This window comes from Streptomyces sp. NPDC058295, assembly GCF_042880655.1.
GTDB lineage: Bacteria > Actinomycetota > Actinomycetes > Streptomycetales > Streptomycetaceae > Streptomyces > Streptomyces coriariae.
The window spans coordinates 1-19,702 of record NZ_JBHVYO010000088.1 but is presented as its reverse complement, the minus strand read 5'-3'; the positions used below and the strand labels follow the sequence as shown (position 1 = coordinate 19,702).

At 66.8% G+C, this 19,702-nt stretch carries 13 protein-coding genes and 5 pseudogenes; 13 read left to right on the top strand and 5 right to left on the bottom strand.

All coding sequences use genetic code 11. The features are described 5' to 3' along the window. The first annotated feature begins 532 nt into the window (after positions 1 to 532). The 5 genes and pseudogenes from ACFVYS_RS42695 (at position 533) to ACFVYS_RS42675 (ending at position 6,300) form a co-directional block, all read left to right on the top strand. Entirely contained in the window at positions 533 to 964 is a 432-nt protein-coding gene (locus ACFVYS_RS42695) for a DUF5958 family protein (RefSeq protein WP_389511146.1), read from the top strand. A gap of 484 nt (positions 965 to 1,448) precedes the next feature. Next, the gene (locus ACFVYS_RS42690; RefSeq protein ID WP_389511144.1) at positions 1,449 to 1,691 is read left to right on the top strand and encodes a hypothetical protein; all 243 of its coding nucleotides are present in this window, start codon (positions 1,449 to 1,451) and stop codon (positions 1,689 to 1,691) included. Positions 1,692 to 1,748: 57 nt separating this feature from the next. Continuing rightward, entirely contained in the window at positions 1,749 to 2,522 is a 774-nt protein-coding gene (locus ACFVYS_RS42685; RefSeq protein WP_389511142.1) for a transposase, read from the top strand. Positions 2,523 to 2,587: 65 nt separating this feature from the next. Next, positions 2,588 to 2,724 (top strand): annotated as a pseudogene (locus ACFVYS_RS42680) (IS630 family transposase); the annotation flags it as partial. 270 nt (positions 2,725 to 2,994) lie between these two features. Beyond that, the gene (locus tag ACFVYS_RS42675; protein ID WP_389511149.1) at positions 2,995 to 6,300 is read left to right on the top strand and encodes a hypothetical protein; all 3,306 of its coding nucleotides are present in this window, start codon (positions 2,995 to 2,997) and stop codon (positions 6,298 to 6,300) included. Between the two features lie 209 nt (positions 6,301 to 6,509). On the opposite strand, the pseudogene ACFVYS_RS42670 reads toward ACFVYS_RS42675, so the two are convergent. Continuing rightward, positions 6,510 to 6,640, bottom strand: a pseudogene (locus ACFVYS_RS42670) (transposase); the annotation flags it as partial. Between the two features lie 230 nt (positions 6,641 to 6,870). Between ACFVYS_RS42670 and ACFVYS_RS42665 the strand changes: the two are divergent. Further along, the gene (locus ACFVYS_RS42665) at positions 6,871 to 7,581 is read left to right on the top strand and encodes an IS6 family transposase (RefSeq protein ID WP_389511148.1); all 711 of its coding nucleotides are present in this window, start codon (positions 6,871 to 6,873) and stop codon (positions 7,579 to 7,581) included. Positions 7,582 to 7,763: 182 nt separating this feature from the next. Next, positions 7,764 to 8,540, top strand: a complete 777-nt coding sequence (locus ACFVYS_RS42660) for a hypothetical protein (RefSeq protein ID WP_389511140.1) — start codon at positions 7,764 to 7,766, stop codon at positions 8,538 to 8,540. Here ACFVYS_RS42660 and ACFVYS_RS42655 read toward each other — a convergent pair. Next, positions 8,537 to 9,250 carry a TIGR02391 family protein gene (locus tag ACFVYS_RS42655; RefSeq protein ID WP_389511138.1) on the bottom strand — a complete coding sequence of 238 codons (714 nt, stop codon included), beginning with the start codon at positions 9,248 to 9,250 and terminating at the stop codon, positions 8,537 to 8,539. The two genes, ACFVYS_RS42660 and ACFVYS_RS42655, sit on opposite strands and share 4 nt — an antisense overlap. 335 nt (positions 9,251 to 9,585) lie before the next feature. On the opposite strand from ACFVYS_RS42655, the gene ACFVYS_RS42650 reads away from it, so the two are divergent. From ACFVYS_RS42650 to ACFVYS_RS42625, 6 genes and pseudogenes are all read left to right on the top strand, one after another. Beyond that, complete coding sequence (locus tag ACFVYS_RS42650) at positions 9,586 to 10,311, top strand: hypothetical protein (RefSeq protein ID WP_389511136.1); 726 nt, start codon at positions 9,586 to 9,588, stop codon at positions 10,309 to 10,311. A 65-nt stretch (positions 10,312 to 10,376) separates the two neighbouring features. Beyond that, positions 10,377 to 10,961 (top strand): hypothetical protein, encoded by a 585-nt coding sequence (locus ACFVYS_RS42645; protein ID WP_389511134.1) that lies wholly within the window; start codon positions 10,377 to 10,379, stop codon positions 10,959 to 10,961. 45 nt (positions 10,962 to 11,006) lie between these two features. After that, positions 11,007 to 11,549: a DUF6368 family protein gene (locus ACFVYS_RS42640; RefSeq protein WP_389511132.1), complete on the top strand. Its 543-nt coding sequence runs from the start codon at positions 11,007 to 11,009 to the stop codon at positions 11,547 to 11,549. A 146-nt stretch (positions 11,550 to 11,695) separates the two neighbouring features. Further along, positions 11,696 to 11,812: pseudogene (locus ACFVYS_RS42635) on the top strand (transposase); the annotation flags it as partial. A 40-nt stretch (positions 11,813 to 11,852) separates the two neighbouring features. After that, positions 11,853 to 12,543: pseudogene (locus ACFVYS_RS42630) on the top strand (IS3 family transposase); the annotation flags it as partial. Between the two features lie 337 nt (positions 12,544 to 12,880). Further along, entirely contained in the window at positions 12,881 to 13,852 is a 972-nt protein-coding gene (locus ACFVYS_RS42625) for a hypothetical protein (RefSeq protein ID WP_389511131.1), read from the top strand. 165 nt (positions 13,853 to 14,017) lie between these two features. Here the strand turns inward: ACFVYS_RS42625 and tpg are convergent, their stop codons facing one another. The 3 genes and pseudogenes from tpg to ACFVYS_RS42610 all read right to left on the bottom strand — a co-directional run bounded on the left by tpg (position 14,018) and on the right by ACFVYS_RS42610 (position 19,140). Then, positions 14,018 to 14,575, bottom strand: a complete 558-nt coding sequence (gene tpg, locus ACFVYS_RS42620; RefSeq protein WP_389511129.1) for a telomere-protecting terminal protein Tpg — start codon at positions 14,573 to 14,575, stop codon at positions 14,018 to 14,020. A gap of 4 nt (positions 14,576 to 14,579) precedes the next feature. Continuing rightward, positions 14,580 to 16,677, bottom strand: a pseudogene (gene tap, locus ACFVYS_RS42615) (telomere-associated protein Tap). 63 nt (positions 16,678 to 16,740) lie between these two features. Beyond that, complete coding sequence (locus ACFVYS_RS42610; protein WP_389511127.1) at positions 16,741 to 19,140, bottom strand: Helicase associated domain protein; 2,400 nt, start codon at positions 19,138 to 19,140, stop codon at positions 16,741 to 16,743. Positions 19,141 to 19,702 lie beyond the last annotated feature (562 nt).

Here is a 19,702-nt window from a genome sequence, read left to right as displayed (position 1 = left end):
GGGGGGTGGCCGACGCAGAGGCTGGGTGTCCCCTGGCGCCCCCACCCCGCCGCACCCGCGGACAACCGGCGACATGCGGGGGGCGCCAGGGTGGCCGGTCCCGCCGCCCTCCCGCGCTGTTCCCGGCGTCAGGTGCTGAAGTAGAAGTACTGCCAGGCGCCGGTGGTGTCGACGCTGTCGCCAGGACGGGTCCACGTACACGGCGCGTTACTGACCGCCACAGGTCTTTTCCTGCGACCAGGCCTGGACGTCTGGCCAACTACCAGTTGACGTCCCCAAGAGGCGAACATTGCCTGATGCGGCACTCGTTTTGGTTGGCTGTGTCGGCTTCTTCGGGAGTCGTTTGCGGCCAGCCTCGTGCTCGATGTCAGCGACTTTTGATGTCACTCAAGTGCTGCGGGGCGTGTGAGGGGCCGCGGTGTGGGAGTCCTGGGGCGCTGCAAGATCGCGGGAGCGGACTGTTCCTGGTTCCCGCCCGCGCTGTTTCGGGTGCGGATACCGGCCTCGCCCTGCATCGTGAAATCATCAAGCGATGACCGAGCCGAGCAGCGACGACGGCCGCGCCTTCCGGCGCGAGACCGAGCGGGTCGTCAACGAGATCGCCCAGGGGGTCCGCACATTGGACGCTGGTGTGAGCTGGTTTTCTGGCCTCGCCCCGACACGTCAGCAGGAGGTTCTGCAGGAAGTCGCCGGCTATGCGATGCAGGCGCGCATTACAACTGCGGACGGTCGTGCGGGGGTGGCGCGATCCGGTGTGAAGCCCACGGCAAACCCCTCGGTAATGATTTGCATGGACCCGCCCCGCTACGGGTTCGTGGGCCTCCCCTCCGCCGAACATCTCAAGGCGTTCCGCGTCCTCGTCTCCGTGTTCGCCGTTGCGGACACTCGCCGCCGCGAGACGAACTGCAAAGGCGCCTGCGGACATGCGTGGCACAACCTGCCAGCGGCAACCGAGCAGCCGTAGCCTCGGGCATTCCGGCTCTGGATGGGCTGGATATTCGGCGGTGTCGGCGTACTTGCTTATGTGCAGAGCCAGGTACGGATGAACGTGCAGAGCAAGCAGCCGCTTGAAGGACTCGCGTCATGGTTCGAGATGATGGGGCGGTCTTCGCTACTTCAATCAGACCGGCTGGACCGCCATCTTCAACGGCACTGACACCGAGATCGGCCGCATGGTGCGCGTAGAAGGCTGGGACCAGGCGACCGGGACTGCACTGGTCGTCGATCCCAAGCGCGGTGCCCTGCGCCTGGACTCGACCAGCCCGCGAAAGCGCCGCAGTTCCAGCCAGCGTTCCGGATCCAGGACCACGGGCCACCCCTCTCTGCGACCTCGAACAACAGGCAGCAGAGTGCCGAACGGCGGCCCTCAGCACATCACGAACCCTGCACGTTCATCCGTACGCGGCTATGTACGTTCACGTGTACGCCGACAGAAGGCGAACAACGGCATGACCATGCTCGCAGAACACGTCGACGGCGTCGACACCCACCGCGACACGCTCGCCGCAGCCGCCGTCAGCCCCATCGGCGCTGTCCTGGCCAGCACCGATTTCCCGGCCAACGCCCGTGGTTACCGGCGTCTGCTGGACTTCGCGCGCCAGCAGGTTCCCGGCCGCCGCTGCTGGGCCCTGGAAGGCATCGGCAGCTATGGCGCTGGCCTCGCGGTCTTCCTGGGGCAGGCCGGCGAGTAGGTCGTCGAGGTCTGCCGCCCGAAACGAGCGGCCAACCGCGGCGGCCGCAAGACCGACATGCTCGACGCCATCCGGGTCGCCAAGGAGGCCCTGGCCACCGAGCATCTGATCCAGCCCCGCCTCCATGGCGAACGCGAGGCACTGCGGGTGCTGCTTGCCACCCGTCACGGCGCGGTCCTCGCCTCCACCGCCGCGATCAACCAGCTCAAGGCTCTGATCGTCTCCGCGCCGGACGAGCTCCGCGCCGAACTGCGCAAGCTCAAGCGCCCCGCCCAGATCACCCACTGCGTTCACCTCCGCGACCGCCCGGCCCAGGACATCGAGCATCGGATGACGGTGCGGGCCATGCGTTGCACGGCGCAGCGCGTCCAGGCGTTGCAGGCCGAGGCCAAGGAACTCGAGAACGAGAACCTTGCCTTGGTCCGCCAACAGGCCCCCGAACTTCTCGACTTGCTCGGAGTTGGACCGATCACCGCCGCGCAGATCTTGGTCAGCTGGTCTCACCAGGGACGATTCCGCTCGGAAGCCGCCTTCGCCTCCTTCGCCGGCGTCTCACCGATCCCTGCCTCGTCCGGGCTGACCAACCGACACCGACTCAACCGCAGCGGCGACCGGCAGCTCAACCGGGCCATGCACACCATCACCCTCATCCGGATGCGACTCGATCCCGCCACGAAGACGTACGTCGCACGCAAGATCGCCGAAGGGAAGACGGCCCGTGACGCGCAGCGATGCCTCAAGAGGGTGGTCTGCCGCCAGATCTTCAAGATCCTCGAACGTGCCGAGGGAAGCCAACTCATCGAGGCCGAACAACTCGCTCAAGCGGCTTGACACGACATAGCAGCCTCGGGGGAGACGAGCATCTTGTTCAAGCACTGACGGACCGTGGGATGGGGCGGGAACCGGGCGCCGGGAACAGGCTGGCCGCACTGAAGTCGATCCGCGCCGCACGGTCCGACGGCGCCCCAATCTACGTGATCCTCGACAACCTGTCCGCCCACAAAGCGCCGACATCCACCGCCGGGCGAAGAAGAGCAGCGACGCGCGCGATCTCACCTACTGCGGCGTAGGCTTGATACTGATCCGGCATTTGGCGGGGTCGTCCGTTCGCCCTCCACCAGCCTCTTTGGGGTGTGCCATGCGACGGGTTCTTCCCACGACGGAAATTCCGGCCTTCGGGTGCGTGGACTTCGATGTCCCAAGTAATTCTCTATGGTGCTGCACGGCCGGGGGTACTCTCCGATCACTGCGCCTGGCCGACGGTATGGAGAGTGAACACGGCGACGGATACATGGATCCCGTTATGGTCGCCCTGGGCAATGATGGCCTGTCGGTCTGGGTGGTGGAGAGGGCCGGTGCCGTTATGAGGGCGGTGCGGGCCGATGCCGGACGTGCGTCTGCCTCGCTCGTTGCAAAGATTGATGAGCCCGTGGCCGGTGTGGCCGAGCCGGGCTCCAAGCGGGGGCTGCTCGTTGTAACCGCCACCGGCCGCCTAGTGCGTGTCGGCGAGGACGGTTCCGTCATCGAGATCACAGACGGCTTGGTCGCGCCGAGCGGCGTCTCAGTATCGGCGTCGACCGGCCAGGTACTCGTCGTAACTTCGGGCGCTTCCGGGCCGCAGTTGCAACTGGTAGACCCGGACACGGGGGCAGTGGGAGCAGCGACCGCTGCGGGGGAAGTGAGCCTCGCAGTGGCTTTCGAGTTCGCCGGCTCGCAGTTCGCGCTGACCGCGAACGGACCACTGGGCGCACTGGAAGCTATTGGGCTGGCCGGGCAACCGCCTGTCGGCGGCGATGTCATCGGCGCGAAGGTCCTAGGTTTGGCCCTCTGGGGGTCGCTCGTGTTGGCAGCCACCGACAGCGGCCTGGTGGCGCTTGAGTGGGACTTGGATGCGGGCGGTCCCCTAGAGATCGACCTGCCGCTCGGACCGCTATTCGTCGGCGGCTACGCCCCCATTGAACTAGGTCTGACTGCGGCAGGTCTGACTCGCGAAGACGTCGACGTTCTGGTCGAGGAAGGTCCGGCACTGGGAACGATATCGGCTGGCGTCGAGGCGGACAGCCCGGCCGGCGCAACCCGTCTGATGCTTTGCGCGGGCCCGGTGCCTGGCGAGTACCACCTGGTGGTCATTCGGCGGTCGGACGGCATCCTGCTGGGCCGGCGCCGCTTCCGCTCGACCTGCATGTGGTACGACGAGTACACCGGCCCGCCCGTGGTGACGACCGGTGAGCAGCAGTTGTTTGCCCATGGCAAGTGGGGTGGCGGGCCTACAGGCCCGCAGAACGTCAACATACTGGCGGCACCCGAGGAGTGGCGCGTTCTTCTCGCCTTCGTCGATTTCAAGGATCAGCGGTACGGAGCGAGCATCGCCTCTGAAACGGCCATCTTCACCAATGCTCTGTACAACGCGGGCACTAGCGCGAAGGCATGGTACGAAGAGACTTCCCTGTTCAACACCCCCGGTCCTCCGATTCCGCGTGGTACGACCCTCGTTCCGTCGTCGCTCGGCCCCCTCGGCCCGCTGCATCTCGATCTCGGCTGGGGGGACGCTTTCGAGGCACGCTCTGAGACGTGGCTCGGCTGGGACCCGAAGGAAAGCCTATTCTCCGCAGTCGCTGGCGCGGTCTCTGCCGAATTGGCAGACATGGGCATCGGCCGCCGAGCGAAGGACGCTTGGGACGCGCTGGTGATCGTGGTGGCCACTGCCTCGAATGACAAGGTCAAGATCGGCAGCAAGGACTTCCCGGCGAAGTTTGTCTGGCCGCAGGCAGGCTCGACGAGATTTTACGCGAAGGAAGCGTTGAGCACCTCGATTTTCCCCAAGCCGTTCCTTTTCATACCTAACCGTTACCCGACCGCGATGCCAGCCGCCAATGTGCTGCCGCATGTACCGATACTGTGCCACGAACTCGGGCACACCCTTGGACTGGAGGACCTGTACAACCAGGGGGAATATCCGCCGGAGATCGCCGCCCGGCAAATCGGGGCTCTCGACTTCATGGACTCGGAGTTCAGCCTTCCGCATCCCTCGTTGGGGAACAAATTGCGACTGGGGTGGGCGCATCCGGACTGGGTACGCAGCTTCGACTTCGCCGCCGATCCCACGGGCGACACCGTCACCCTGCATGCCGTGGACTCCCTCACCCGCAATGGACCTCCAGTCGGCCGCAAGGCCGGGATCGAAGTACGCATCGAGAACGGGTGGAACTACTATTTCGAACACCGGCGCACAGAACCAGGCCACCTGGCTGACCAGGAACTCAAGACGACAGAGGGGTCCGCGAACATCATCGTCGGCACCGACGTCAGAGCCGACGGGTCCGCCCGGCCTAGCCGTCCAATCATCCTGCGCCTCGGCGAGGATCTCGACCATGACGGTCCCGTCCTGTCGACCATCGGCAAGGACTACATAGAAACCGATACCACCAATCCGAATCGCCAACACGACTTCCGACTCGTGCTCGATTCGATCGATGCGGCCGACCCAGACGCCATCAAGGTCAGGGTCGAGTACATAGAAGCCCACCGCCCGCAGCTTCAGATCAACCCCGCGCCAGGGCGCGGGGATTGGAAAAGCCCCGATATCGACCTCCGCGGACCGGGCGGCAACAACCGGATCGTCAAGGGCCATCGCCACCAGGTCATCGTGAAGGTGCACAACCGTGGAGTGCTCCAAGCGGACGCGGTGCGTATGGGGATCAAGTGGCTGCCGTTCACGACCAGCGCAGGACCGTGGACCAGCCTCCCAGACCCACCCAAGCAGAACATTGCCCCCGGTGCCGTCGCGACGTTCGTCCAGGACTGGGACATTCCTGAGCATCTCAGTTATGCCGGCATTGAGGTCGAGCACTTCTGCGTCCGGGTGGACGTTGACGCGTACGTTGACCCACGCGGGCCAGGGGGCAACGAAGTAGTCATCTTCGACAACTGGGCACAGTCCAATTTCGACACCACCACGGTGAGTCACGGCTCGCCTTCGGAACGCACTTGGACCGGTGTCGACGTCGCCAATCCCCTACCTGTCGAGGCCACCTACCTGACCGTGCCCGAGCAAGATAGCGAATGGTTCAGAACCTATGTCAGCCATGCATGGGTGCGCTTGCGACCCGACGAGCACAGCATGGTCGAGGTCGGCTACGAGTCTCTGGCAGGTGACAGCGCTTTCGGTGATGCGTTCAACGACGCGTTCGAGGAGAAAGGGTTCGAACAGCCTGCACGCATCTCCTTCAATTCATTCGTCCGCCGAAACAAGGCACCGGGCTGCCAGTTCCCGGCGTCGATGTGGGGCACGCAACTCAGTGTGCAGCCCGGGATTCGAACCGAAATCCGCGATATACGACTGGAGGGGGAGGTCATCCGAGGAACCGTGACGGGAGGGTCCAACGGCGCGCCTGGGGGTGGTTACGTAAACGTCGTCCTCGCACCCGAAGCGGAACTGACTGAAGAGACGATTCTACGCGGCGAAGTTCACAGCGGCGGCGACGTCTGGGTGATCGTTCCCGGATGGCTGCTGTCCCGACTCTCACAGGAGTCTTACCTCGCTGAGGCGCTATATCTGGGTGACGGGCGCTGGGCCTTCTCGCGATCGGGGATGCAACCCATGTACTGATTGATGACCGCTTCGGATTGCGCCATGGTTGCTTGAACCGGTCAGCGCGAGCCGGGTCGTCCCACAGCAGGGGGGGCTGGTTGAGGTTGCAACCGGGGGCGTGGACGATCCGGCCGGCCGGCCTCTCGTGGAGGGCGGCTTGAGTGAGCTGGTCCCAGGAGGGGGTGGACGAACGCGAATCACTCCAGTCCCACCCTCGCTTCGATTGGCGAGCGGAGAGTGTGAGGCATGACGCGGGCCGCGTCCGCGATGACGAACGCGTCGCGGACATCGGTCTTGGCCTCGCCGGGATGAGGTCGGCGATCCGTCGCATCGTCAGGCCGGGCAGATAGGCGACCGGGCAGAACGTCGTCGATCGCGCGGACGACCACGTCCCGGTCTTCGGGTCGCGTGGTGTCGAGCACGGCCCGGGTGAGGTCGACCAGGTCCATTTCCTCGAACACGCCGGTGAGCTCGGCGATCGTCTCTGCGTCCAAGCCGCCCGCGTCGCCTGGCCGGCGCTGTCACGTTGGCTGGTGGCGTGGGATGATCTTCGGGTTGATCATGCTGGAGGGGCCGTACGTGGAGAGCATGCCGCCGTCGTACAAGGGGCACCGGTACCCGGTCGAGGTCATCTCCCACTGTGTGTGGCTGTACTTCCGCTTCCCGCTGTCGTTCCGCGAGGTCGAGGAGCTCATGCTCGAGCGCGGGATCGCCGTCTCCTACGAGACGATCCGCCGCTGGTGCGGCAAGTTCGGGCAGACCTACGCCAACGCGCTGCGCCGCAGGCAGCCTCGGCCTGGGGACAAGTGGCACCTGGACGAGGTCTTCATCAAGATCAACGGGCGGTTGCAGTACCTGTGGCGGGCCGTCGACCAGGACGGGAACGTCCTCGACATCCTCGTGCAGAACCGGCGGGACAAGGCCGCAGCCAGATGCTTCTTCCGCAGGCTCCTGAAGAAGACCCGCACGGTGCCCAGGGTGATCATCACCGACAAACTCCGCTCCTACAAAGCGGCCCACCGCGAGATCATGCCCTGCGTCGAACACCGCTCCCACAAGGGCCTGAACAACCGGGCGGAGAACAGCCACCAGCCAACGAGGCAGCGCGAACGTGCAATGAAGGGCTTCCGCTCCGCTGGAGGGGCGCAGCGGTTTCTGTCCGCGTTCAGCCGCATCTCACCCCACTTCCGGCCCCGCCGCCATCTGATGCCCGCACACGACTACCGCGCCGAAATGACCATCCGCTTCGCCAGCTGGGAGCAGGTCACAGGCACCGCCGGTCTGCCCACCACGGACTGAGCACAGGCCCCACCATGCCCCGACACACCGTCAGACACCCACACACCCAACAACGTGACAGCGCCTTTCGCGCTCCTGCATGACCTGACCAACTGCCTGCGCATCGGCGACATCACGGTGTGGGACGGCGTGAACCCGCCCCTCACGGAAGAGATCAAGCCCAACCCGAAGACAGCCGGAGCGTGCAGCTACGGCGGATCAACCAGGCCTGCGTGGCGGTGCTGGACTGCGGTCCGTTGCCCGGGGACAACGCCTCGGAACTCCTCTACGACCTGGACCTGCCGCTGCGCACCCACCTGGACGTGCTGCGCGACGCCCTGGAGCGGGCCGCAACCGACGGCATCTACGCCACCCCGGTGCCCGGCAGCCGGGCCCTGTCCGTCGTCGACCAGTACGCATGCGCCGAGCACGGCATGTCGTCCGAGCAGTTCAACGAGCGTCATCAGCACGCCGTCGACGGCGCTTTGCAACGGGCAGGGATCGCGGCTGACCGGGAGGACCACAACATCAACGCCACCAGCCTGGACAGCACGGCACGCGACCCGCTGCGGGTGCCCTGGGCGAACTACCCCCTGCATCCGATGGCCTGCGCCCGGCTGATCGGCGACTACGCCGTAGCGACCGTTGAGACCTCCGGTCCCGTACTGACCCGCCTGCTACAGGCCGCCGGCCTGGACGCGCGCTGGGTCCGCCTGCCGGGCAAAGCGGACCACCTCGAGCAGGGCGAGGTCATCATGGAGATCCACCAGCAGGAACGCTTGCGGTCCGTGGCCCTTCCGGGCGGTCTGACGATGACTCCGGGATGGACGCTGCAGATGCGCCGCTCCGAGCTGGACCGCTATCTGATGGAACTCCTGCGACCAGGCACGTGGGCTGCGGGCATCAAACACGTCCTCGCCGCACGGCAGGCCGGGCAGCCGTGGCCGCACTACCGCAACGAACACGCGATCTGGGTCTAGGCAGCGCGCTCCACCACGCACTGCTCGATCCAGCGGGCCAGGACGCTCAAGGTCGCCAGGTGCTCCAGCGCCTCCTGTTCGGTCCAGGTCACCGCATCCTCGTGAGCGGCGACGTTCCGCAGGGCGAGGAAGGCGCCGGCCGCGAGGTACTTGGCGCCATCCTGGCGGGCACGCCACGTAGGCGTGTTGCGGTCGCCATCGAATCGCAGGCGCGGTTTGCCTGCGACGGGGTCCTTCATGTCGAAGGCCTGCATGCACAAGTCCATCTCGCCGATGTCGTGACGCCCCAGCTTCTGCTGGAGTCGGCGGTTCACGGTGCGGGCAGCCGCCAGGACGGCGTCCTGCCGGGCCTCTGCGCCCCACAGCGGGGCGGCCGGCTCCCACACCCAGGGGTGGAACTGGTCGGCGGGCAGCGTCGGTGCATCTGGTACGAGCCGGGTGGCCCATTCGTCCATGTCGGCCAGAATGCCCAGGCCCCGGTGAACCTCATGGCGGGCCATGGCTTCGCCCGCCATCTGATCCAGGTTGATCTTTTCGGCAAGCTGCGGGTCCAGGAGCCGCAGGATCTGCTTGACCGTGGGCTCTGCGCGGTGCAGCTGCTCATAGAGCGCCGGATCACCTATGTAGTCGCCCGGCCTTGTGCCGCGTTCGTAGCGCAGGGCCAGATCGGCAAACGCCTCAAGCTGCTGTCGCATCCAGTCTCGATCCACGACCGCATCCTAGGAGCGGGGTCTGACAAGCCCTGTCTCACCAGCTTCGGCAAGGCCTGAGCGCTCCGGACAGACAGCAAGGGGTGGCACATCCCCAAAATGCGCCACCCCTGCACTGCCTGCCTGTCATCTCCCCCAGACGGGAGAAGCCGGCGCATGGAGACTATGTGGCGAACCGTTGGACGCGCACCGCGCTCAAGCAGCCCGCTCCTGGCCGTCGCGTGGACCGTGCCACCGGAAGTCCCGGCGCATCCCCTGCACCCCGGCACACGCCCCATGGCCGGGGCGCAGCATGACGTCCTACAGTCCCAGAAAAGCCGTTGCAGAGGGGGCACATGGCACAGAGGAAGTACGACAACGCCACACTCGCTGGACTGATGACCCTGTGCCGGGGCTACTGCTACTGGCCTGGATGCACGAGCCGCGTCATCACGATGGTCAACGGTGTGCCCAAAGTGAACGCGGAGATCGCCCACATCCGGGCCATCAACTCCGGCGGGAAACGGTTCGACGCCACATGGTCTGTGCCGGAGCGCAACAGCTTCAAGAACCTGCTGCTGCTATGCGTCCCCCACCACACCACCATCGACGGCGCTAGCAGCTCCGACTACCCGGTGCAGGTCCTCGAGGAGTGGAAAGCCAGTCGCGAAGGAGAAAGCGTCGAAGCGCTGGAAGGTTTGACTGGCCTGACCGAAGCCCGCCTCAGCGAGATGCTCGCCGAAGCTCAAGGGGAGTTCCTCGACCAGGTCCGCCCGGCCCTAGCCGAGTTCTCCAAGACCGCCCCCGACCTGGCCAGTCTCCTCAATACCCTGCTCGATGAACTGGCCGACCCCCGCATCCACGGCTTCGGCATCAGTCCCGACGCCATCGAGTTGTTCAGCCACTCCGCACGGTCGCTGGGCAGCTTCGAGGACAACGTCCACGTCCTCGCCCACGCCGCCGACAAGCTCGGAAGCCTGGAGGAAAGAACGGCAGGGTTGATGGAAGCCGCGAGGCGGTTGCAGGCCGCCGCGTCGGCGATCCAAAACGCAATCGCCGACATGCCGCGAGGCCGCTGGTGAGCCGGAAGTCCCGGACTTTCAGGATTCGACGGGATCAGCCCCACGGGGTTGGTTCCGTCGGCACGATGATCGGTATGGACGGATCGGTGTCGGTGGGGCTCACGGGCACCTTGATGGGTACCGCGATCGGTGGCGGACTGTCGATCTGGGCCTCGGTGGTGGCTCAGAACCGTCAGGCGAAGGCGACGCGAGACCTGCGAATAGAGGAGAAGGCCGAGGCCGCCGCGGAAGAAGCGATCACTCAGCTGTACGTGATCAAGCAGCGTGCGTGGGATCTTCCTCAGGACAACAGTGGGTTCGGCGCGTGGGATCAGGAGCTGAGCCAGCTCGCAGTGCAGATGGAACCCACCGTCCTCCGCATCCGCAACAAGGAACTCAGAGAGCGGATCGAAGAGGTGCTCGGCTACATGGGCATGACTCACGAGCTGACCGACCACCCGGTGCACGGGGGATCGCTCTTGCTGCCTTGGATGGTCTGCTCATACGGCCTGGAGTGCCTGGGAGCGGCAGTCCGTGGCGAACCACTGCCAGAGCTGACTGAGCCCATACACAAGGCCCGAGCGATCGACGCTCACATACGTGAGCAGAGGGCGGTGGCTTTGTTCACTTCTAGGGATTCTGGCTCAGCTTCTGTGACGCGGCCACGATGAGTAATCGGTTGGGGGTGACAGTCCCGGCTGGTTAGGCTCCGGGCCATGAGCGGACCGGTGTTGGTGATCGAGTTGGCGGAGACCGTCCCCCGCGTGGCGATACAACGGCTCCGCGACTTCCTGCTTGGCGCCTCGGCACGGTTTGAGGAGAAGCGGGTCGGCGAGTACGACCTGGACATTCACGCGGAGAACCTGGGGATCATGGACGCCGGGGACGTAGACGGACGTCGGCCCGTCCTGGTCTCCCTCATGGGGCCTGAAATCGGCGACGAGGCCGTCTTCGAGGCCGAGCACGCCGACGAAGTCGATCAGGAACCCCTCATTGGTTTCACTCCCACCCACGCGGTCAACGTCATCTCGTTCTGCAACCGCCCTGTCGACCACCTCGTCACGGCCCTGCTGACAGCCGCCGTCATGGATGTCATCGGTGGTGTCGCCAACGCCGAAGTGCGAGAAGATCAGGTTTCAATCGTGGCCGGCCTTCCCGGCATCGTCACAACGATGACCGATCCGTGGCCCGCCGCGTACGGCTCGGCGGAATTCCTCCGAGCGTGGGCCCAACAGCCCGGTTTCCGGCTCCTGAAGTAGCCGGAACTCAGCCAGCTGGCTCACGCGAGTAGTACCCGCTTGCGTAGCAGCTTGAAGCCGGCTCGGCCGAACATGGGGCCTCCCCCTGAGTGTTGGACACGCTGATACTGGATCTGCTTGATCCGGAGGAAGCGAGAAGACCGCCGATGGCGATGAAGGACTACTCGGACGAGTTCAAGGCCGATGCCGTGGCCCTGTACGAGTCCACACCCGGGGCGATCTACAAGAGCATCGCCGCCGACCTGGGCGTCAACCGGGCCACCCTGCGCGAGTGGGTGCTGCGGGACCGCGAACGCCGTGGCATCACCGCGCGTGACCGCCGAGCTCCGCGAGAAGGGGGGCGGGTCAACGAAAAGCGGGTCGCCCGGATCATGCGAACGTTCTCCATCACCGGGATCCGCCTGCGCAGACGCGTGCGCACCACCATCCCGGACCCGGCCACCTCACCGGTTGCGGACCTGTTCCAGCGGGACTTCACCGCCACCGAACCCGGCCTGAAATACATGGGCGACATCACCTATCTCCCGCTCGCAGGCGGGAAGTTCCTCTATCTCGCGACCGTGCTGGACTGCTTCAGCCGCAAGGTCGTCGGCTGGTCCATCGTCGGCCACATGCGCACCGACCTGGTCGCCGACGCGCTGCGGATGGCAGCCTCCACCCGGGGCAGCCTGGACGGTGCCGTGTTCCACTCCGACCACGGGGCGCAATACGGATCGAGGGCCTTCGCCGGCCTCTGCGACCAGCTCCGGGTCACCCGGTCGATGGGCGCGGTCGGCACCAGCGCCGACAACGCGGCCTGCGAAAGCTTCCACGCCTGAAACGCGAGACCCTCCAGGGCACCCACGACTACGGCGACGCCGCCACCTGCCGCAGGACCGTCTTCGCCTGGCTGACCCGCTACAACACCCGCCGCCGGCACTCCGCCAACGGCCACCTCAGCCCCAACGAATACGAACACCGACACCACACCGCTAAACTCACGCTCGCCGCGTGATCAATAACCGCGTGCCCACCTTCACGGGGGAAGGCCCGTACGACGCTGGCGCCTGTCCAGGCGTCGGGTCCAGAGCGACGAAAACGAACCACTCGTGGTCGCTTGAGTTACTGGGGCTGTCTGCCCGATGCCCGGCTGCTGATCGTCAACTGCGATGACTTCGGGATGCTTCGGTGCCTGCACGCGGCTCGGGCCGTGACGCCGTGGTCCGCATATGGGGTGCTCCGCAGGGTGGAGGGGCGAGTCAGACCAGCGGCGGATCGGGATGCGCCTGGGGGCTGATGCGGAGGGGTGCGCGGCCCCCGGAGCATGGGGATCCCCATCGAAGGGAGACGTGGTGGAGCGCTGGGACCGGATCGGGCGGGTGGCAGCGTACGGGGCGGCGGCGGCCCTCGTGCCGTATCTGCTGATCAAAGTGGCGTGGGTGGTCGGTTCGTTACTGGGGCTGCTTCCGGTCGGGCAGGGGTTCAGCCTGGGCGGGTGGCTGGTGCTCAACACCGTCACGATCGGCATGGCCGCGGCCGGGATCACGCTGGGGCTGGCGCTGGTGCGGCCGTGGGGAATGCGGATCCCCGGCTGGCTGGTGGGATTCTTCGCCTGGGTCGGATCGGGCTTCCTCGTCTCGATCCTGCCGTTCGTGGTCGTCAGCGCGCTGGTGAACTCTGGGGCGGAAAGTTCGAAAGGCTCAGGTAGCTCGGGGAGTGACGCGGCGATGCCGGGCTGGGAAGCGATGCTGCTCCAGTGCAGTTTCGTGGGTACCGGGATCGCACTGGCCATCGCGCTTCCGGCCTATCTGTGGCGGCGCTGGCCCCACGCGCTGCGCCGGCCGGAGCCACCCGGCACGCGCACCTCCCCAGGATTGTTGTGGCCCGCCGCGAGCGGCGCCGTGACCGGCCTGGCCTGGCTCTACTGGGCGGCCGGTGGCTTCCTGGGCATCGCGCACCGCGATGAGCGGCCGGCCAGCTGGCACGTACTGGTTGGGGTCAGCGCGTGCTGGGCTCTCGCCGCGGCCGCCGCCGTACTGGCTCTCGTCCGGCGCCGGCCGACCCGGCTGCCGTATCCGCTTCTGCTGGCGCTGGCCTGGCTGGGATCGGGCTCGATGTTCGCGTGGAGCGGCTGGAGGCTGCCAGCCACGGTGTACGTGGCGCTGGCGCATCCGAGCGACGTCAGCTACCCGGAGAACGTCGCGGTCGCCATGGCGCTGCACGTCACGGCCGTGCTGACTGGGGCGGGGATCATGGGGACGCTGGTACGCGGCGACAGAGTTCCAAGATCGGCTGGACCGAGCCTAGTAGACAGGATGCTCTGAGCCTGAGATCTCGCACCAGGGTCTGGGAAGGTCGGCCCGATCTGCGCTCCGCACATCTGAAAGGCGCCGCGGTCGGCAACTGCTTCCCCACCCATCCCGTCGCTTGTGACAACTATCGTGCTTCGGCTCAGTCGGGCTGCTGATGGCCCGGATGCAAGTGTGAGGTCAGTAGTCGAGGTCGAGGTAGTCGATGTCGTTGAGGGTGACGTCGGAGAGGCCTGTGGCGCGGGTTCCGCCGTCCTGGAAGTAGATCTCTTTGAAGCCTTCGGCGATGATCTGGCGCATCTGCTGGTCGCTGGCGCCTGTGGTGCGGGCGTCGAACAGGCGCTGTGCGTAGGCCGGGGGGAGGTGCACCGTCAGGCGGCGGAAGCGCCCGTCGTCGGTGGTGCCGATGGGCGCGGTGTACCCGAAGCGGGCCCTCGTCTCCACCGTGATCCCGGTCGCGGTGGCCGCCTGCTTCTGCCGGCGTTTGCGGACCTGGGGCTGCCATCGCTGCCGTACGGCGTCGTTGATCTTCGTGGCGACGTCGGGGCGGGCGTGTTTGCGGGCGCCGCGCCGGTAGCGGTTGACGGAGTCGGCGGTGACCCCGATCTCCTGCGCGACGGCCTTCGCGCTGCCCAACTGCCGGATCAGGTAGCTGATCTGCCCTTTGAGCGTCTTCGGCGGCTGGCGGGTGAAGGACTCCCGGTCGGCCCTCTCGATCGCGTCGTCGATCTCCCCCACGGCTTTACTCTCCTTCGTCGAGGACGGCGTCGCCGCCCTTGATGTGCCGGGCGGGGTTATAGCCCCGTTCCATCAGGTCGACCGCCCACAGCATCGACTGGACGCCCTCCAGCTTCGCCAGGCCTGGCGTGGGCCCGAGGCGGAACCCGCCCGGCTGCGGCTTACCCGACGCCGCGTACGGAAGGAAGTCGAGCGGGCTCTCCCCGGGTGAGGGGTAGACGACGCAGTCGGAGAGCACGGCGAGTGGGTAGAGGCCCGTCATGGTGGCCATGTTGCGCAGTTTGCGGTGCATGTTGATGCGGGCTTTGGAGATGACGGTGGCGCGGATGTCGGGGCGCCAGGTGGGGCGCTGCAGGGCCGGCCACCGCTCGCCCTCCTTGTACTTCTTGCCCTGGGGGCGTTCGCGCAGCTTGCCGATGCCGCCCTTCACGGTCGCCTTGATGGCCGCGAGGACGGCCGCCATGGCGGGGTCGGCGTCCTCCATCGCGGAGAGGAAGGCGCGGTCGTCGAGGTCCTTGGTGACGCCGAGGTCGGCGAGGGTGTCGACGTAGGCGGTCTTGAGCCGGTCGTGCCACGGGTCCAGGTAGGCGCCGGTCTCCCGCCGTAGGTACGCCTCGATCGGGGCGACGTTGTAGCCGAGTTCCTGGGCGTAGGCGACGGTGTGCGTCTGGTACCAGGCCGGACCCGTCGGACGCTCCCCAGTCGGGGTGAACGGGCTGGGCAGGCGCGGGTCCACCTCGACGTGGGAGAGGTCGACCAGCCAGCTTCCGGGGATCTTCGGGTTGAACGTGGGGGCGTGGAAGTGGTCCGGGACGGAAAGGCCGACGACCAGGCGGGCCGCGGCGGCGAGGAACGCGGTGTTGAGGTCCAGGCCGACTGCATACGGCAGCGTGCACTCCTCATCGTTGAGCAGGCTGACGTCGCGCACCCACTGATACGCCTCCTCATTGAGGAACCCGCCGTTCCAGCCGCTGTCGACGACGACGGGGTGTTCGGGGGTGGCCTCGGGCGGAGCCGGGTCCATCGGCTCGGTGCCCAGTGAGCCGGGGTTGTGGCCGGGCACCCAGTTCCCCGTCCCAGGGTCCTGCACCGCGCGGGTAGGTGGGCGCAGCGCCGTCATCAGCTCCAGCCCGGACACGGCCGTCGACCCGCGCGGGGGTGATGACCCGCTGGGCGTACACCCCCAGGACGCGCGCGATGTCGGCCGGCTCCATCTCGCTCACGCCGGGCCAGGACCGCTCATCGAGGGCGTCCCACGACAGGATCGCCAGCTGCACGCACTGCCGCTCACGTCCCTGGGCTTTGCGGTAGATCCTTGCCCAGGGTCCGAACCCGCGCTGGGTGAGCCGCCATTTCGCCTTCACCACCTGCTTGACCACCGGATGATCCTCCGCAAGGCGCAGGGAGCGCCGCTGCTCGTGGCCCTCCAGGCGCTCGGGCAGCCCGAGCTTCACGGCGGCCGCTGCGGTGAGCACGATCAGCGGGTCGCTGTCTTTGCCGTTGCGGTGCAGACGCGGCGCACCGAGCCCGGATTCCCTGAGCGTCCACTCCACCAGCTCCACCAAGCTTGTCGCCGGGCAGTCGAGCACGATCCCCTCAACGCCGTACGCGGCCCCGTCGCCGTCCAGGACCGCGAGCGGACCGTGCGGGAACCGCGGATCGGCCGTCGGCTGCGCCGCCTTCGCCGCGGCCGAACGGCGCGTTGCCGCGGCCGGCCGGGCAGCGGGACGCGCCGGCCCCACTGCCGGGACGGCGGGAGTGTGCGGGGCGTCTGTCCTCTCCACCGCGGCGGCAGCCGGTCCGGCAGCCGCCGCCGAGGCAGCTGGCACCGTCGCGGCAGGGGCTGCACTAGGAGCCGGATACTTCGCCGCCCACCCCTTCAGCAGCCGCTGGTAGGCGTCCAGGCGCGGCGACTTCGGCTCGCTTCGGCCGTTCTCCCAGTTCTTCACCGACTGGGTCGTGGTCTTCAACGCGGCAGCGAGGCGGGCCTGGGTGATGCCGGCAGCCTCACGCAGCCGGGCCCGCTCCGCCGGCGGCGGCAGGTGCGGCTCTTCGTTCAACAGAGCGTCGACGGACGCGAACAGCTCTTCCTCAGATGCCATTTCCCTGCACCTTCACGTCAGAACCGAGACTTCTTAACCATAAACTTAGCCCACTCCTTAACCCTAACGTGCCCATCCCAGTCCCAGCATGCCGAGCACGGCGAGTTTGTCGGCGGCGAGTTTCGCCCGCCTCGACTTCGTGTTCGAGAGGAAGACGCCGAGCTTCACGGAGTGCTCCTGGCCGTCGATCACGATGGTCTCTACGTGCCCCCGTGGGACGGTCACGGAGCCCTCGCGGGCCTTGTACTGCGCCAGGGCCGCAACGCCCTTCTCGAAGGCGCTCATGGGCGTGGTGGTCGGCTTCGCGGACGCTTCCAGCTCCAGGGCCGGGGTGAGTGGTGTGATGCCGAGCTGCTCAAGGCGCTTGCGCTGTCCCTCGTGAAGGGCCTGCCAGACTTCCGGTTTCCGCTGGCGGGCGAGCCATTTGCCGATGTCCATGCCGTGGACGGTGACGCCGGGCAGGACGTCGGCCTGGCCGTCTTCGTCGGCGACCAGTTCGCGTAGTGCGGCGTAGTGCCGCTGCCACTCGGCCGGCCACGCCGGGTTCCAGTCCTCGTCGATCTCCCTGAGCGCGGTCTCCCACTCCGGGTGACCCTCCAGCGCGCCGGGGCGGCGGAGGTTGCTCAACCACTGCCCCACCGGCTTGTCCAGGGCCACGGCGGACCTCGGAGCACAGAGGGTCCAGTGCTGGTCGAAGTAAGCCTTCGCGGCTTCGAGGTTCTCCTGGAAGCGTTCGTCGGCCAGGGACCAGACCATGCCGAGCTGTTCGAGTCGCCTTGCGCGTTGGCCGGTCATCTGCCCGGTTGCGTAGGCGCGTCGTTGTTCCGCGATCCATTGTCCAAGTGGTGTGGCGCCCTCGCGGTGTCCGTAGGGCACTCTGGCGTTCCCGACCCGTTCGACGTACGTCTTCAGCTTCGCCCAGCCGCGGGCCCAGTCCTGGCGTTCGGTGTCGATCACGTTGAAGCTAACCCAGTCGGCGACCATCACGGGATCCCTGGGGGCGGCGAAACGGAGCAGCAGGCGGGATTCTTCCTCGCCGTCTTCTGGTGCGACACCGATGTTCACGGACGGTTGGGCGACGTCCTTCTGCGGCTCCTGGGGAATGGCGAGCAGTTCCACGGCCTCTTCATCGTGAGCGCGCAGCCCTTCCAGGACTTTCACTAGGGGCCGGTAGGAGCCGGAGGTGAACATGTCCTCGGGCTGCTCTCCGGGCTGGAGGAATACCGGCACGATCAGGGAGGCGAGCTTGCCCTGTCCCGGCTTCTGTCGGAGTGCCCGGCCGATGGCCTGGACGATGTCGTGCGGCGCTCCCTTCGGGTCCAGCAGGGCGACGGAGTCCACCGCGCGGATGTCGACGCCCTCGCCCAGGACCCGACAGTTCGAGAGCACGGCCCGCCGCGCCGTGGACCCGAACGAACCCAGGACCTCCCGCCGGTGCTCGGGCGCGTGCTCGCCGCACAGCCAGTCCGCCCAGATCCGAGCGGGGTACTTCTCCGGCTGATCCGCGTGCAGCTTCGCCGCGACGCGCTCCAGGCCTTCCGCGTACGCCTGCGCCTCGATCGTCCGGTGGTGGAAGGTGATGCACATCGACAGGTCGTGCTCAGCCATGGTGTGCAGGAGTGCGGCCTGCAAGGCCCCGAGCCGCTGACCGCGCACCTCCTCGCTGCGCCGCTCCTCGCCCATCAGCTTCTCCGGGGTGACGACCGGGTCCTGAAGCTCCAGCACGATGATCTGGTACCGCGCCAGCAGACCACGCGAGACGGCCGACGCGAGCGAGAGCTTGTACAGGACGGGCCCGAAGACCTTCTCGTCATCCATGGAAGCCGCCATCTCACGCGGCAGCGGATCCCGCACCCCCTCAGCAACCTCCCGGCTGAGCCGCTCCTCCCAGATCCGCGGCGTCGCCGTCAGGTACAACCGCCGGTAGGCCGGGATGACGCTCTGGTCATGGATGTCCGCCCATGCCTTCCCCATCGACCCCGACGTCCGGTGCGCCTCATCAACCACCGCCAAGTCCACCGGATCAAGCTTCTGGCCGTACAGGCCCTCGAACGCCTCCGCCAGAACACCCAGGGAGGCGTAGGTCGCGTAGATGGTGACCGGCCCCTGCCCGTGCCACAGCGCCAACTGGATCGGGTTCGTCGTGGAGCGCACCTTCAACGACCACAGCTCCGGGTCATCCTGAAGCGAACACACCGCAACCGCCGGCCCCTTGTGCCCAGCCTCGTGCCACGCCCTCACCGTCTGCGCCAGCAGATCCAGCGTCGGCACCAGCACGAGCACACGCCCCCTGGGCACAAGCCGCCTCGCCGACGCCGCAGCCATGATGGTCTTCCCCGTGCCACACGCGGCGTGCACCTGCCCACGAAGACCATTCCAGGGAATACCACCCTGCGGAACATCAAGACCCCGCACGATGGCGGCAAGGGCCTCGATCTGGTGATCACGCAACTTCACGGCCATGCCCCGAGTTCTCCCTCTTCGCAGAATGCGGCGCGTAATAGAAATGGAATCCAAGGCGCAAGGTGCGCGGCGTAGGGTGTAGCATCTGACCCCAGACTCTACACAGCAACAACTCGTGATGCATCATCCGCACATCAACTTCTACGCCCGAAGATGACACCTGACTCAATCCCACCCACGAACGGCCGGTTGTTCTGTATGTCGACAGGGCGTTGGTGAACACGTCGGGACAGGTCAGACAATGGGGGAGAGGTTCAGGGTGGAGCGCAGCGGAACCCGTCACTACAACGAGGCCAGCACTCCGCCAGGCCGACGGTTCGTCACATTCGTTGCAGAGGTGGTGGCTGTGAATCCCAAGCCCTACACAGGCCCGCGCGTGATGCACCCACCCCTTGCTGCCAGCCCCAGGAATCCCGCTTGCGGGATTCCCTCAATTCGCGCTTGCGCGAATTGACACGCACTTGGAATTCCGCTTGCGGAATTCGATTCCCCCGCTTGCGGGGGAATCTGGCGGAGCGTCAGCGGAGTCGTCCCCTATGCAGCGCGCCAGCGCTGCATATCC